Genomic DNA, 15,429 nt, shown 5'->3' on the forward strand with positions numbered 1-15,429 from the left:
AATGGAGACCGCTACGCCAAGCACGAATTCGCGATCAACCTCGAAGGCGGGACGGTCCGCTGCCCAGCCGGCGAGACCACACGCTTCCACGGAACCGTGGCGCGATTCGAGGCATCGACGTGCGAGCAGTGCTCCCATCGCGAGCGCTGCACGACGGCCAAGCACGGCCGTAGCATCAGCATTCATCCTCAAGAGCAGCTGCTCCAGAAGCTCGCGGCCGCCAAAGCCACACCCGAGGGCCGTGCAGAGCTTCGCAAGCGCGTCCCCGTCGAGCATGGGCTCGCCCACATCTGCCAACGACAAGGACGACGCGCGCGCTACCTGGGCGTGGACAAGAACATCTTCGACCTCACGCGCTACGCCGTCATCGAGAATCTCTTCGTGGCCGACCGCATGGAACGCGCCCTTGCCGCATGAGACTATCTGTTCGCCGCTCTAGCAACCCACCCAGCGTGCCCCCGAAGGGGCATCGTTGGGTGGGGCGGTTGCACCCCGCGACCGTCACGGGCTACCGGCCGGTTCAGCTCGGCCCCCGAAGGGACTGCGGCGAGCCGGCCGAGGGACTGACACGGAGATCTCGCTACGCGCGGCCCGCCAGTCCGGAGATTCTCCTGGGCGTGAGCACCGCCGGCCAAGGGGGCAGGCCGATGTCGCCCGGTGATACCGCTCCGCGCTAGGATGGCCGCGCGTGCCACCACGAGAACCAACCGTGCCGGTGGGAGCCACCGCGGCGCTACGGTCTTCTGCGCCGTCTCCTCGCTCGGACTCGTACTTTTCGGCGGATGTGGAGACCGACGGTCCCATCCCGGGGCCCTTCTCCATGTTGTCCTTCGCGCTGGTTTTCGCCGGAGGATTCGACGGAGAGGTCTTCTCGCGACCGAAGGCGTTCGAAAAGCGCTTCTACGCGGAACTAAAGCCGATCTCCTCCGAATTCGAGCCCGAGGCACTGGCCGTGAACGGGCTCGATCGCGATGCTCTCATCGCGGGCGGACGCGCCCCGGAAGAGGCGATGACCGAGGCCGCGGCATGGGTCCGTCGCATCGCAGGCGGCGCGCGACCGGTCCTCGTGGCATACCCACTGAGCTTCGACTGGACGTGGCTCTATTGGTACTTCGTTCGCTTCTCGGCGGATGGTTCGCCGTTCAACCACTCGAGCTGCTTCGACATCAAGACGGCGTTCGCCGTCAAGGGCCGCATCCCCGTCGCGTCGGCAGGGCGCAGCGGCCTGTTCGATCGTCTCAAGCCGGAGCATGCCCACACGCACCACGCCGTGGACGACGCGATCGAGCAAGCCGAGATCTTCGCCAACCTCTTCGAGTGGGACGGGAACCATGGGTAGCATGCTCGCGCAGCGCAGGGCGGCTGCAGCGGAACGCCTCGCAGAGCTCGGCCGCCGTCTGGAGGATGCGAAGAGATATGCCGGTGACAAGGGGTGCGTGTACTTGACGGGCTCGTTCGCTCGGGGAGAAGCGAGCCCGCACAGCGACCTCGACTTGTTCATCGTCGGACAGACCGACGGACTGGGCCGCAGGCTCCTGAGCAATCTCGATGAGATCTGTCTCAAGGCGGAGTTGATCAAGGCCTGCAAGCAGACCAAATTTCCCGAGTTCTCTGGCGATGGTGAGTGGCTCGAGCACTATACCGTGAAGAACCTCGTCGATGCGCTCGGCAGACCGGAGGACGACGCGAGCAACACCTTCACCGCGCGCATGCTCCTGTTGCTGGAGAGCCGGCCGCTGATAGGTGACGCAATCCACGGCGCCGCGCTCGACGAGGTCATCGCGAAGTACTGGGCGGACTATGCGGACCATGCGGATGACTTCGTACCGTCGTTCCTTGCGAACGACATTCTTCGCATGTGGCGTACCTTCTGCATCAACTACGAGGCTCGCACGCAACGGGATCCTCCGCAGAAGAAGGCAAAACGCAAGCTCAAGAACTACAAGCTCAAGCACAGCCGGCTGCTGACCTGCTACTCGGGGCTCGCCTACTTGTTGGCCGTCCATCGGACTCGCGGAACGGTTGCCCCGTCCGACGTGAAGGCGATGGCCTGCCTGACACCGACGGAGCGACTCGAACGCCTACCCGTGCCCACGGATGTGGAGGCTGGTCCGCACGTCGAGCCCCTCATTCGGCAGTACGAGCGTTTTCTCGAACAGACGAACCAACCCGAGGCCGATCTCATCGCGCTCTTTCTCGATGAAGGCAAGAGCGCAGCCTTGCGCGCAGACGCGAACGAGTTCGGGAACTCGATGTTCAAGTTGCTGACGGCGATCGGGGACGGGAGCGTCCTGTACCGAATGCTCGTGGTGTGACGAGTCGGGCATGGGGATGGGAGCCGGCGGGTGGCCGTGAGCGACGATGATCCCACGCGGCAGCGCGAGCAGCCCGCCAGCCGGCTGGTGAGCCTGGCGGTGCGGCTGACGGGGGCGGTGACCGGCTGGGGCCTGTGGCTGGTGGTCATCGGGCTCGCGCCGGGGCTCACGCTGTGGGCGTGGCTGGCGATGGGGCCCGATGCGGTGCTCGCCAACGCGTTGAGCGGAGAGGATCGCGTCGCGGCGCTCGCCTGGGGGGCGGTGTCGCTGGTGGTGGTGGTGGTGCTCCATGGGCTCGGGTACGTGCGGGCCGTCCGGCGCGACCAGGCGACCGCGTCGTCGGAGGCGGTGCCGAGGCGCTTTGCCGACTACGTGCGGGAGGTCCACCGGCTGACGTGGGTGTCGGTGCTGCTGCCGCTGACGCTAATCATCGGCTCTGGCTCGGAGGTCGAGCGGCATCCGTGGCTGGTGTGCTGCTCGATCCTCACCGTTGGAGTGTCCGCTGGGGTCGTGGCCCATCGGCTGCTCGCGCGGCCGGCCGTGGCCCGACGCGTGGCCGCACTGGCGGAGCTGCGCGCGGCTCGACGGCTGTGCGGGACCGCGGCGCTGGTGTGTGCCGGGATCGCCGGCCTGAAGTGGATCGAGGTCGGGCTGTGGCGGCACCACGCCATGCTGACCAACACGTACGACCTCGGGATCTTCTCCAACCTCGTGTGGAACTCGAGCCAGGGGGACCTGCTCGCGTGCAGCTTCCTCGACAGCGGGACGCACACCAGCGAGCACTTCGATCCGATCATGGTCCTGCTCGCGCCGTTGGCCTGGATTCCGGCGCCGCTGGCCGAGACGCTGATCGTGTTCCAGGCCGTTTGGCTGTGCGCGGGAGCCTGGCCGCTCTACAAGATCGCCGTGCGGGCGCTCGGGCATCCGGCCCATGGCCTGTGGATGGTGGTCGTGTACGTCCTCTACCCGCCGGTGCAGGCCAACGCGCTGTGGGACTTCCACTCCTTGTCGCTGGCCACGCCGCTCGTGCTGTGGCTGGCCCATGCGCTCGACGACGAGCGTGGCCCCGCGCTCGGAGCCCGCCTGCTCGTACCGCTGGTCCTGCTGCTGCTCGTGCGCGAGGAGCTGGCGCTGGTCGCCGCACTCTACGGGGTGGTGGCGCTGCGGGGAGGCGTGGGGATGCGGGCCGAGGAGCCCTCGGCCGCCGTGCGACGCCTGGGCGAGCGTCGTGGGCTCGTGATCCTCACGATCTCGGTCGGCTACTTCTTGCTGGTGCTGCTGCTCCTTGCCCCGGGGGCCGGGCTCGGGGCGCACTCCGGGCGCTACGCCAGCCTGCTCGCGGGCGCGGGGGATGATGCCGACGTGGGGTTGGCGAGCCTGCTGGCCGCGGTGCTCGCCAACCCGGCCTACGTGCTGAGCTTTGCGCTGTCCTCGGACAAGGTCATCTATGCGGTCGCGCTGGGCCTGCCGCTGCTGATGCTCCCGCTCGCGGCCTCGCGGTGGATCCTGCCCGTGGGGTTGGGCGTCGCGTTCACGGCCCTGGCGACCAGCGATCCGGTGTTCGATCCGTTCTTTCACTACACCACGCTGTTGTTCCCGGTGCTCATGGCCGCCATGCCGCTGGGGGTGTTGGCGCTGACGCGTCCGGGGTCGGTGGCCATGGCCCTGGGCCTCGAGCCCGGGCGGGTGAGGGCCGCACTGTGTCTCGGCTCGCTGGTGGCGAGCCTCGCGTTCGCCACGTCGTACAGCGTCTACAGCCCGGTGGGAGGGTTTCGGGCCGGCTTCAAGCCCATTCCCGAGCGGATCGGGATCGTGGTCGAGGACCGGCGCGCGTGGGTGCTCGAGGTCCTCGCGCTGCTGCCCACGAACGCGAGCCTGGCCGTCAGCGGCTACATCGGGCCCCTCGCGGCCGAGCGCCCGCGGGTCTACCACTACCCGCGAGAGCACCACGCGCAGGAGCCGACCGGCGACGTCGACTACCTGCTGGTGTGGACCGGCGAGCTACGCGAGGCGGACCGCAAGCGCTTCACCATCCTCGAGGCATCCGAGGGCTACGAGCGGATCGCCTCACGCCGAGGCGTGGTGCTCCTGCGTCGCACCGATCGCGACATCGCCCCGTTGCTCGGCCCGCTACCCGCGCGCCCCGGTGCGTGACCGTGTCGATGTCGGGCACGGCGAGCGCGAGCCAAGGCGTGAACCGTGGCTGCGTACTGGCGAGGTTGGGGGCTGCACTGCGCCCGAGACTGAGGCGCTTGGTCGAAGACTTACGGCTCGGCGGGGCTGCCGGCGGCCTCGAGAGTCAAGCCCAGCGCTGCGAGCGTGGCCACCAGCGTAGACGGTGGCGGACGGCTCGCATCCAGCTCGAGCAAGGCTCGCTGGAGGTGAGCGGTGAGCGTGGGCCCAGTGCCTGGACGCTGGCGTGGCCGACCGAACAGGCGTGCGATCGCCTGGTGCAGCAAGGTCGTCTCGTGCTCCACGATCAACGAGGGGGCGAGGTGCTCGATGCAGCGAGCGAGCGCTTCGGCTCGCTGGTACACGCGCTGGTACAGGCCGTTCAGGCCACGTAGATCGACGCGAAGGTCCCCGGGCGACTGCTCCCGAAACCCCGCCGGGAGCACGAGTAGAGCCTCGAACGAGCGGGTGTCGTCCCAGGGGTGGGGCACGCCGACGGGCAGCTCGATGTGGCCGAAGCGCTCGCAACGGACCGAGACCTCCAGCACCTCTACCCCACACTTCTCACAGGTGATGCCGCGGTGGTTCGGTCCCTGGTACTTGGTGCACACGCACGACAGCTCCTCCACCGGGCCGAAGATGCGACAGCACAGGAGGCCTCCACGCTCGGGCTTGAGCGTGCGATGGTTGAGGCCATGTGCATTGGTGATCCGGCCGCGCGAGCGGGCCCGCAGCTCGGTCGCGTCGAGCCATTGAAGACGCCAGGGCGGGTCGTGCTCCGCCAACGCGGCCTCGATGCGCGTTCGAGGGTCCATCGTGGGCGTGCCCTGTAGAGCCGTTCGCTCGGCCTCGATCACGCCCCCCTTCGGGGGGCAAGCTGGCTGCACCGCGAGCGCTCAATCGGCTGCGGGGGGCATGGCAGTCGCCAACCGAGCAATGTCGGTCAGCGGCTGCAGCAGCACGCGGACGATCGCCCGCGCCAGCGGATACTCCGCGATCGCCCGCGCCAGCGGCGGGCTGTTGGCGTAGTAGAACGCCACGAAGGCCATGCCCATGGCGTTGGGGCGGAGGTAGAGGTCGCGGAACCACCGCAGCGCCTGCACGCGCTCGGTCCACGGCGCGCCCCAGGCCGCGGTGGCCACGAAGCAGAAGCCCTCGACCTGCGCGAACTCCTGCGCGGGGGTGCGGATCAGATCCGAGGCGACGCCGCTCTTGTTGCCGCACTCGTCCTCGTAGGAGATGCCGATCTGATAGTCGTAGTTGCCAAACAGCTCGGTCACGTCGCACCACGCCGGCTCGCCGCGGGCGACGTCGCCGCTGCAATCCTCGAACCGGGGGACCTGCTGCACGGCCGAGCCGGCGTTGTCGTCGGTGAGCTCCATCTGCCCCTGGCGGTAGTAGAGCACCACGTTGGACAGATCGTTGGCGTCGGCCAGCTCGGGAATGGTGAAGTGCACGCGCACGGTGTCGAAGTCGATCGCCTCGAGCTCCACCGCCTCGGGGCGAGGCAGCGGCTGGATGGTGCAGCTGCCCCAGCCCGTGTCGGGGGGCGGCTCGCCACCGGTCCCTCCGCCACCGCCACCACCACCGCCACCGCCGCCGCTGTCGGGCCCGTGGCTGTACACGCCGAAGCGGAAGGTCTCACCGTTGAGGGTGTAGAGCTGCAGCCGATCCGCCCCGCTGCCACCGCTGCCGCTGATCGAGGCATCGGGCGGGTTGATGACCCCGCTGCTCCCGTCGCGCTCGCCGTACCCGGCATAGGCATCGGTGCCCACGAACGCGGCCTGGGTCGCATCGAGCTGCACCTGGTACACCACCGAGGGCTGCCCGAAGTACTCGACGCCGTAGTTCTCGAGGCGAGGATCCACGTAGTGGTCCTTCTCTCGATCGAAGTCCCAGTCGGAGTTCTCGTCGTGCTCGAGGTTGATCTCGAGCTTGACCGTCAGCGGACCCAGCTCGGCGAGCGTGGCCGGGATCACGGCGGTGACCATGTCGGGTTGGTCGCCCATCGGCGTGGCCCCGGTCACCGCGTCGAGGTCGTTGAGCACCGACAGCATCGGCACGTCGGCCGAGTCGTGCCCGTCCTCGAACGTGGTCAGATCGTTGCGCGGCGGATAGACCGAGGTCTCCCCCGCGGCAAAGCGACCCTTGTCCGACTGGAACGTCGCCGGCGAGGGGCACGTCATCGTGTCGGTCGAGATCGTCCCGTTCTCGCTGGCCGTCAGCGGGCGGCAGAAGTAGGGCTCGGGCGAGCTGGTGTTCTCGTGCCAGCCCAGCGATTCCTGATCGGCCGCATCGTCGTCGTGGAACACCAGCTTGGGATAGGTCTGGCCGCGGGCGTGGGCCCACACGGGCAGCACCCCGGTGCGGGGGCCGTAGGGGAAGCGCCAGCTCGACAGGAAGTCCCAGCGCCCCGGGCGATTGCCGATGCCCAGTCGTCCCGTGGCCTGCGTCACGAACACGTCGGTGACGAAGTTGCCCTCGGCGTCCTCGATCCAGATCGCGATCTGGGCGTCGTGGACGGGCTTGTAGTGGATCTCGAGCAGGATGTCGTCGTCGGCCGCGCGGGCGTGAGGGGCGGCCGAGGCCACGGCGGCACCGAGGGCCATCGCCAGGGGGCCACTGCAGGTCGCGAGCCTGGTCCGATCGATGGTCCGATCCACGGCGGCGAGTCTACCAGAGGGCTCGCCGCGCGCCCGCCAGGAGCCGGCCAAGAGCGTCCCAAGGTGGCAGGTGCGGCGGATCACGCGTAGGAAGGGTCTGCGAGGCTACCCTCGGGGCCAGACGACGCAATGTCCTCGATCTCCCATGCCCATGGCGTCGCGTTGGCGCTGACGACGCTGACGATCGCATGCACGGGCCATTCTCCGGCTCCGCGCGGAGCTGCACCCGTCGAGGTCGTGGCGGGACCGCTGCCCGCGGGCCCCTCGGAGCCCGCCACCGGCCTGCCGATGCCGAGCCTCGACGTGCCGTGGACGCCCCCCGTGCTGACGGCGGGCGATCCCGAGCCGCTGCGAGCCGCGCTCGCCGATCACGACTCGATCGCGCTGCATCTCGGCCGTCGCTTCCAGGGGTCCGAGCAAGCGGCACGGGTCGAGGACCTGGTGCACGCGCTGCATCCCGGCGCTGCGATCGAGGTGCTCGAGCTCGATGGGGCGCCGTTCGACGGGGTGGCGCTGCCGCTCTCGCGTGTGGCCGACGACGGCTCGGCGCGCCCGCGCTACCAGTGGACCGGCGAGCCGTTGCCGGTGGAGGCCAGCGCATCGGCGGTGCTCATGCTCGACGAGGCGTCGCTGTCGCCCGCGCAGTGGGGAGCCTTGCCCGCGTGGGCGGTGGGCAGCTGCGAGGCGCCCATGGCCGCGCTCGCGGCCGGCCAGGAGCAGGCACTCGCCGAGCTCGAGCCGTTCCTCGATCACGCCGATGCCGTGCTGTGGCAGGTCTACCGTCCGGCCCTGGTGGCCGCGGTGGCGAGCATGTCGGCAGAGCTCGCGGCCTACGAGGGCGAGCGCCCGGGCGAGGAGCCCGAGGGCGACGACGGCTGGACCCGAGAGCAGTGCGGCCACGCGTACCGGACGTACCTCCAGGACTACGCCCGCTGCGGGACCGAGGCGGCGAGCTGCTCGGTGGCGCCGCGAATGTTCCTGGTGGGCGGCGCACGCATCGGTACGATCGAGCCGAGCGTGCCCGTACCCGAGCGCTGCGCGGCGACGATGGGGCGGGACTATGCGCTCGAGCTGCGCGCGGTCGCGGCCGAGGCGGCCCAGGTCGCGCAGGAGCACCTCGCGCCCTCGTGGGCCGGGCTGGCCGATCGACTGGGAGCCATCACCGAGGTCTACGAGGCGCTCGACGACGTGTGTGCGCCACGGCGGCGGCGCTTCGATCCGGCCGACCTCGAGGCGGCCCGGGCTCGCCTCGCGGCGATCGGCAAGGCCCTGGCCTCGCCCGAGCTGGGCGTTCCAGTGGGGCGCTGGGTGCCGGCCGATGCATCGTTCCACGTGCCCGGGCTCGGTGCCGTGCGTCAGCTGACCGAGTACGACGCGGGGCCCGGCAGCGGGTCGGAGACCGCGGTGGCACAGGCCCGGGCGCTGCGCGAGCTGCTGCTGCGCCGAGCGCTGTGTCGGGGCATCGAGGCCTCGGACCAGCGGTCGAGGCGAGCGCTGCCCTTGGTGGCCGCGCTGGTCGACGCGCGCAGCGGCGAGGTGGAGCACTTCGGCTACTTCTTCGAGGAAGAGCTGCTGTGCGGCGAGCTGCCGCCGCTGGGCATCGAGCCCTCGGCGGTGGCGGCTCGCTCACCGCACGGGCGGTAGACCCTGGGCCACGCGGTGCTCGGCGTGCGCCACCTGGGCCTCGATGGCCGCGTCGATGCGCTTGGTGGCCGCCTCGGCGGCCGCTTGCTCGCGCAGGTTGACGGTGAGCACGTTCGAAGCGCCCAGCGACAGTCGCCGCCGCTCGGCCTCGGCGACCCGCTCGGCCAGCTCGGCCTGGCGATCGGCCAGCGCCAGCGCGTCGATGGCGGCTCGCAGGCGGAGATCGGCGGTGCGCAGCTCGATGCCGATCACGTCGCTCCACAGGCGTCGCTCCGCTCGCACCCGCGACACCTCGGCCAGGGCGGTCTGGAGCTGGCCCCGAGCCTTGCGCAGCGGCACGGGGAGCTCGAGCGTGAGCGACAGCGCCAGCTCGGGGGGCAGCAGCGAGGTGGGGCCCGGGCCGAGATCGCGGGCCACGTAGCCCTGCAGCGCGACGTCGGGGGCCCGTTGATTGCGAGCCCAGCGGGCCTCGAGCTCGGCCACCGACTGGGCGTGCTCGAGCGCGAGCAGCTCGGGGCGCCGCTCCAGGGCCTTGGGGACCAGCGCCTCGGGTGATGCCTCGGGCGCCGCGGGCGGGGTGGGGAGGGTGGTGGGCGCACGGCCGCGCGGCGGCACCACGGGGCGACCTTCGGCATCGCGAAGGTAGAGCGAGAGCTCCACCGCAGCCGTGTCGAGCTTGCGCCGGGCGGACACACCATCGAGCCGACGGTCGGCGATGCTCCGCTCGTTGTCGATGGCCTCGAGCTCCGGGACCGCTCCGGCGTCGACCTGGCGCACGAGGCCGGCCTGGCGGGCCTCGGCCATGTGCAGCAGCTGCTCCACCACGTCGAGGCGCTGGCGGGCTCCCACCCAGCTCCAGTAGGTCTTGGCCGCTTTCAGCTGGAGCTCGAGCTGCTTGGCGTCGGCCTCGCGCTCGGCCCGGCGGACCTCGAGCTCGGCCTGGCTGCGAGTGGTGCGATTGCGATCGACCAGGCCATCGCGCCACAGCGGCACGCGAACCCCGGCCCGTAGCTCGCCACCCCGCGCCGTCTCGAGCTTGCCGTCGTAGACCGGGAATTCCCCCTGGCCCAGGCGCCAGCCCGCAAACAGCACCGTGCCCCACAGCGGGGTGGCCTGCTCGACCTTCACGTCGACCCACGCGTTCTCGTAGTAGCCCACGGGCTGCACGGTGCCGCGGGCCACGAGCTTGGGATCGAAGGCACCGCGGGCCGACAGCCGCTTGCCCCGGGCCGCCTCGATCTTCTGCTCGGTCCCCTGCAGGCCCGGATGCTGCGAGATCCGCTCGAGCACCTCGTCGAGCGTGAGCGGGGGCTCGGAGGCCCGGGCGATCCGAGCCAGCCCCAGTACCAGCGCCAGCACCGGCATCAGCACCGGCTGCCACCACCATGTCGGGGTGCGGATCACGTGCCCTTGCCCTCTTCGCCGCGGGCGGTCGGGTCGGCCCCTTCGAGCAAGGCCGGCGGGAAGCCATTGAGCTGGCGCCAGATCTCGAAGCCCAGCGGAACCTGGTTGAGCAGCACCCAGCCGTGCACGCGCTGGCCCTGACGCAGGTACCGCCCCTCGGGCCAGGACGCGGGATCATCGGGCACCACCACCACGCGGGTCTTGCCGCGCTCGTCGGCGGCCGCGTCGACGAACGCCACCTCGGCGCCGAACGTGCCCACCGCCACCGAGGGCCATCCCACGAACTGGATCGCAGGCCAGCCCTCGAACTGGAGCCGAACGTGCCGACCCGGGGAGACCAGCGGGGCATCGTTGCCGTCCATCCACAGCTCGACGGCACGCGCCTTGGTGTCGGGCACCAGCACCGCCAGCGGATCGCCGGCCTGGACCTGCTCGCCGCCCTGCTTGGCGAGCAGCCGCAGGATGCGTCCGGCGCGTGGGGCGGTGACTCGCATCGTCGCCTGGCGGGCCAGCTGGGTCTGCACCTTCAGCAGGTCCTCCTCGTGCTTGGCCAGCTCGGCGCGAAGCTTCTCGAGCTCGGTCCGCGCCTCGTCCACGCTGGCGATCTTGCTGGCCGAGGTCTGGGCGCGATCGGCCCGGGATGCTCGCAGCTCGGCCTTGGCGGCGCTGCGCTTGGCCTGCTTCTCCTCGACCTCGGCCTGGGCCGTGTCGTGCCCCATCTGCGCCAGCTCGAGGTCGCGACGCGAGGCCAGCCCCTCGGCGTGGAGCGCTGCGATGCGGTCGCGGTGGAGCGAGGCGGTGAGCGCCTTGGCGCGGGCCGCTTCGACCTCTTGCTCGGCCGCCCGCAGCTGGTCATCGGTCGAGGCGACCTTGGCGTCGGCCGACTGCACGGCCGACTCGCGCACCGCCTCGAGCGCCTCGATCTGCGTCTCCATCACGCGCAGCGCGGTTGCGGTGGCCCCGGCGCGCGTGGTGATCGCATCGCGCTGCTGCTCGAGGCGATGCATCAGCTCGGGGTCGTTGTCGGACACCACGGCCACCAGCTGACCGGCCTGCACCGCGTCGCCCTCCTGCACCGCCCACTCCATCACGCGGCCGGCGATCGGCGACTCGAGCTGTTGCTGGCGCTCGAGCGGGGCATAGGCGATGACGCGCCCCTCGCCGCGCACGCTCTGCTGCCAGGGCAGCAGCCACAGGCACAGCACCAGCACCACCACGCCCACCGCCACGATGCGGGCCAGCAAGCGCCCCGCTCGCGGGGTCTGGGTCAGCGAGAGCACCGGGGCCGGGCCGAGCAGCGTGGGAGCCAGCCGGGCAGGGCCCGACGAGAGCGGCGAGCGAGGCTCGGTCATGGACCGCCCTCCTCGTCTCGTGCGACCACGCGGTCGCAGCGGGCCAGCACCGCGGGGTCACGACTGCGCACGAGCACGGTGGGGCCGAGGCCCGCCGGCGACGACAACAGGTCGAGCAGTGGATCGCCCTCGCCGACGATCCCATCGAGCACGCCATCGAGCACCAGGAGCCGCGGCTGCTCGGCCAGGGCGCGCGCCACCGCGAGCCGTCGCCGCTGCGGCTCGTCGAGCGGGTGATCGCCCAGGCCCACCGGCTCCTCGAGGCCGCCGGGGAGCCGGGACACCGCCGACGCCAGCCCCACGCGGCGCAGCAGCTCCTGCGCCGCATCGAGCTCGAGGTCGGGGCGGCCCAGCCGCAGGTTGTCGAGCACCGTGCCCGGGAGCAGCTGGCCGTTGCGCACCAGGGCCACCGCACCCCGCAGCGAGTCGAGGCTCACGTGACGCAGGTCGACGCCATCGAGCTCCACGAAGCCCTGAGACAGCGGCCGCAGCCCCGCGGCCGCCTCGATGATCCGCTCCGCCGCCTCGCCCCCCACGAGGCCCACGCACTGCCCCGGCCCCAGCTCGAGCGTCTCGCGATCCGTGGCCCCCTCGACGACCCGCAGCCGCGCGGGCCCTTCCCCTCGCAGCGGCTCGCCATCGATGCGCTCGAGCGGCAGATCGACCAGCGCGCCCAGCTTGGTGGCCGCGGCCACCAGATCGTAGACCTTCTCGAGCGACTTGCCGATCTTGCCGAAGGCCATCCCGAGGGCCGACACCACCAGCTCCGCCGCCACCAGCTCGCCCAGCGTGAGCTGGCCGCCGAGCACCAGCGCACCACCGAGCCCCAGCAGCGCCGTGCTGGCGATCACCTGGATCGCCAGTCCGCCGACCGTCTGCGCCAGCAAGCGCCGAAAGTGCCGACGGCGCGCGTCGAGGTAGCGGTGCGCGAGGTCGTCCGCGCGCTGGGCCGCGAGCGCGGGGCCGTGGCCGGTCTTGAACAGCAGGGGCCGCCCGGCCAGCGTCTCCACCCACGCCGCGGCCTCGTACTTGGCCGTCGACTCCGCGATCGCGCTGCGCACCGCACCGCGCCCGAGCACCGCGATCACCACCACCAGCACCACCGCCAGCAGCAGGTCGAACGCCAGCAGCAGCGGGTGATAGAAGGCCAGCAGCGCGAAGCCGATCACCGTCTGGAGCAGCACCCCCAGCCCGTCGACCAGCAGGGTGGCCACCGCCTTCTGCACCGTGACCACGTCGAAGAAGCGGTTGGCCAGCTCGCGGCCGTCGCGGTGGGTCCAGGCCGAAGGCTCCACCGCGGGCAGCCGCCGCGCGAGATCGGTGAGCACCCGAACGAACAGCCGCTGCTGCACCACCTCGACCACCACCGCCTGGAACGCGCGCAGGAACGCCGAGAACCCCAGGCCCACCGCCAGCAGCAGGGTGAGCACCACCACCGGCTGCAGCGTGGTGCCGAACGCCACGTTGTTGACCAGGGCCTGGACCGCGGCCGGCGTGGCCAAGGTGAGCGCACCGATGGCCAGCGCATAGACCAGCACGACCCCGATGTCGTTGCGGTCGAGCGCGAGCAGGGCCCGCGTGCGGGCCCACGGCGAGCGAGGGCCCCGCTCGGGGGTGACCCGCAGCGACTCCAGCGGCAGCGCGGGCTCGAGCTCGAGCCAGGTCACCGCACCCGATCCAAAGAGGGAGCCGTAGCGAGCCTGCAGCGCTCGCGGGGACAGCCGCAGCGCTCGGGACCCGGTGTCATCGATCTCGACGAGCGCGAGACGTGCTCCGTGCTGGCCGCGGGACACGAGCAGCCGCGGAATCGGCCCCGGCAGCACGGCCATCGACGGCCCCACGCCCGGCCCGGGCTGGCGACTCCGCCGGGCCCGCACGCCGGCACGAGCCAGCACGTGGGCCAGTTGCTCGGCCAGCCGCTCCGGCGGTCGAGTCCAGGGGTTGCGGGCTCCCAGCTCTGCCGCGCTCCGGAGTTGCTCGGGGGTCGGCTCCACGCCCACGGCCTCGGCGGCCGCAGCCAGCGCGAGGCGGAGCTGGGCAGCGCTCGGCTCGAAGCGCTCCACGAGCGGCGGCGAGAGCCCAACCGGTGGGGCTCCGGTCGTCGCGTTGACCTGCATGCGTCGGGCGGGAGGTTGAGGCCAGATCCCGGGGGAGGCAAGTCGATCGCCCCAAGAATGTGTCCCAGCCGCGAATTGGCCGGGGTGCGCGCCGCCCCGTGCGCAATTCCTCAGGACGGCGTGCGATCGCGGCGCAGCATCTCCAGCCAGCGCCGTCCTTGCCCGCCGTACGTGCCCAGCAGCATCCGCAGCACGACCGCCTGGAGCCCCAGCCACAGCACGAACGCGACCCCTTCGAAGGCCAGCGCGAGGATGATGAAGTCGTAGGGCGTTCGAATGCGGATCGATCCGAAGAACACCGCCGCCACCAGTACAGCGCCCAAGAGGTGCACCGCGAGCAACGCCTGCTTGGCCGCCCGTCCCCGCACGATGAACACGACCAGCACGAGCATCATCACCACCAGGGCGGGGATGGCCACCGTGTTGCGGTGGAGGTGGGTCCACCACTTGCTGATGTCGCGCCACTGGGCGCGCCCCGAGTCGGGCCACGGGACGTTGTGGCGCCACAGGAGGGTCGCGTTGAGGATCCCGTACTCGATCTGCCCCCACACGCCCGTGCGCTCGATGCACTCGCGCACGTACTCCATGTGCTTGTCCTTGTCGCCGATGTACCCGGCGTAGACCAGCTCGTCGGCGATGGCCGGGTTCAGCTCGACCCGCGGCGGCACCCGCTGCTTCTTGGCGCGGTTCTCGTGGTTCTTGACCTGCAAGAACGACGGCGGCCGAAAGTGGACCCGCCCGTGTCCCTTGCCATCGGGCGTGGTGCGGATCTTCGAGGCGTGGCAGCGCCCGAACACCAGGTTGAACGAGCCGTTCTCCGACACCATCCCGGTGCGCCCCGTGTTGTGGTGCAGCAGCGCGCTCGACAGCGCGAGCACGATCACCACCGGGATCCCCGACGCGAGCAGGTGCGTCAGTCGGATCCTGGGCAGGGCCTTGCGCCGCACGATCCACAGCAGCCCCAGGAGCGCGGCCGAGATCATCAGCTGCGGCCGTATGGTGGTGCCGAGCGCGGCAAACACCCCCATCAGCGCGGCGTCGAGGTAGGAGCCGCGATCGGCCATCCGCAGCGAGCACAGCACCGCGCCCATCAAGAAGAACGCGAACGGGACCTCCGAGAGGATGTAGCCACCGAGCGAGAAGTGGGGATAGTAGAGCACCCCCACCAGGCCCACCGCGGGCGCCACCCACGAAGGGAACGCGCTCGCTCGCCGCGTGGCCGCGTAGGCGAACGCGACCGTCAGCGCGCCGAACATCGCGTACACGATCCCGATGGCCGTGTAGTTGTCCTTGCCCCACAGCCACTTGGCTCCGGCCACGATCCAGTGCGTGCCGTAGGGGAAGAAGCTGCTGTACTCGTGGGGCGACAGGCCCTGCGCGAGCATGCGATCGGCTCGCGTCACGTACCCGTTCATGTCCGAGTACACATAGTCCCCGACGGGATGCACCACGAGGTTCCAGTGCAGACGGACCACGAGCGCGGCGAGGAACAGACCCCAGAGCCAGCGCTCCCGCACGAGCCACCGGGCGCCCGCGCCAACGATCGCGCTCCACGTCATGCGACCGCCCTCGGCGCGGCGCCCTCGTGGCCCGATGGGGTCGGGGTCCCGCGAGAGGGGCTCACCGGAGGCGGGCAGGGGCTCTTGGGTGGGTGCGTCCACGACGTCGACCGGTGGCCGCATTGGTAGCCGCTTGTCGGAGCGCCCGCCAGAGGGCGGTTTCGGCCAGCGTGGGGCGGGCGTGGGCCAGCGTGGGGCCAGCG

Annotated in this window: 11 protein-coding genes; 5 read left to right on the forward strand and 6 right to left on the reverse strand. The window is 71.0% G+C overall.

The genetic code is table 11. From position 1 onward, the window contains the following. From OEB96_RS01700 to OEB96_RS01715, 4 genes are all read left to right on the forward strand, one after another. Nucleotides 1-417 (forward strand): transposase (locus OEB96_RS01700; RefSeq protein ID WP_266213635.1); only part of this gene is annotated, 417 nt, incomplete at its 5' end. Nucleotides 418-820: 403 nt separating this feature from the next. Then, the gene (locus tag OEB96_RS01705) at nt 821-1,339 is read left to right on the forward strand and encodes a 3'-5' exonuclease family protein (RefSeq protein ID WP_266213636.1); all 519 of its coding nucleotides are present in this window, start codon (nt 821-823) and stop codon (nt 1,337-1,339) included. 1 nt (nt 1,340) lies between these two features. Continuing rightward, the gene (locus tag OEB96_RS01710) at nt 1,341-2,315 is read left to right on the forward strand and encodes a nucleotidyltransferase domain-containing protein (RefSeq protein ID WP_266213637.1); all 975 of its coding nucleotides are present in this window, start codon (nt 1,341-1,343) and stop codon (nt 2,313-2,315) included. A gap of 30 nt (nt 2,316-2,345) precedes the next feature. After that, entirely contained in the window at nt 2,346-4,469 is a 2,124-nt protein-coding gene (locus OEB96_RS01715; RefSeq protein WP_266213638.1) for a DUF2079 domain-containing protein, read from the forward strand. Between the two features lie 110 nt (nt 4,470-4,579). Here the strand turns inward: OEB96_RS01715 and OEB96_RS01720 are convergent, their stop codons facing one another. Both OEB96_RS01720 and OEB96_RS01725 read right to left on the reverse strand, forming a co-directional pair. Further along, nucleotides 4,580-5,302: a hypothetical protein gene (locus OEB96_RS01720; RefSeq protein WP_266213639.1), complete on the reverse strand. Its 723-nt coding sequence runs from the start codon at nt 5,300-5,302 to the stop codon at nt 4,580-4,582. 81 nt (nt 5,303-5,383) lie between these two features. Then, entirely contained in the window at nt 5,384-7,150 is a 1,767-nt protein-coding gene (locus tag OEB96_RS01725; protein ID WP_266213640.1) for a CFI-box-CTERM domain-containing protein, read from the reverse strand. A gap of 129 nt (nt 7,151-7,279) precedes the next feature. Between OEB96_RS01725 and OEB96_RS01730 the strand changes: the two genes are divergently transcribed. Continuing rightward, nucleotides 7,280-8,794 carry a hypothetical protein gene (locus OEB96_RS01730; protein WP_266213641.1) on the forward strand — a complete coding sequence of 505 codons (1,515 nt, stop codon included), beginning with the start codon at nt 7,280-7,282 and terminating at the stop codon, nt 8,792-8,794. Here OEB96_RS01730 and OEB96_RS01735 read toward each other — a convergent pair. The 4 genes from OEB96_RS01735 to OEB96_RS01750 form a co-directional block, all read right to left on the reverse strand. Further along, nucleotides 8,777-10,198 carry a TolC family protein gene (locus OEB96_RS01735; protein WP_266213642.1) on the reverse strand — a complete coding sequence of 474 codons (1,422 nt, stop codon included), beginning with the start codon at nt 10,196-10,198 and terminating at the stop codon, nt 8,777-8,779. The genes OEB96_RS01730 and OEB96_RS01735 overlap by 18 nt on opposite strands. Continuing rightward, nucleotides 10,195-11,550 carry an HlyD family secretion protein gene (locus OEB96_RS01740; protein WP_266213643.1) on the reverse strand — a complete coding sequence of 452 codons (1,356 nt, stop codon included), beginning with the start codon at nt 11,548-11,550 and terminating at the stop codon, nt 10,195-10,197. The genes OEB96_RS01735 and OEB96_RS01740 overlap by 4 nt, the downstream gene beginning before the upstream one ends. Then, nucleotides 11,547-13,667, reverse strand: coding sequence for an ATP-binding cassette domain-containing protein (locus OEB96_RS01745; RefSeq protein ID WP_266213644.1), 2,121 nt, complete (start codon nt 13,665-13,667; stop codon nt 11,547-11,549). The genes OEB96_RS01740 and OEB96_RS01745 overlap by 4 nt, the downstream gene beginning before the upstream one ends. Nucleotides 13,668-13,777: 110 nt before the next feature. Beyond that, nucleotides 13,778-15,328, reverse strand: coding sequence for an ArnT family glycosyltransferase (locus OEB96_RS01750; protein ID WP_266213645.1), 1,551 nt, complete (start codon nt 15,326-15,328; stop codon nt 13,778-13,780). Between the last annotated feature and the right edge of the window lie 101 nt (nt 15,329-15,429).

This window comes from Paraliomyxa miuraensis, assembly GCF_026337845.1.
Taxonomy (GTDB): Bacteria; Myxococcota_A; Polyangia; order Nannocystales; family Nannocystaceae; genus Paraliomyxa; species Paraliomyxa miuraensis.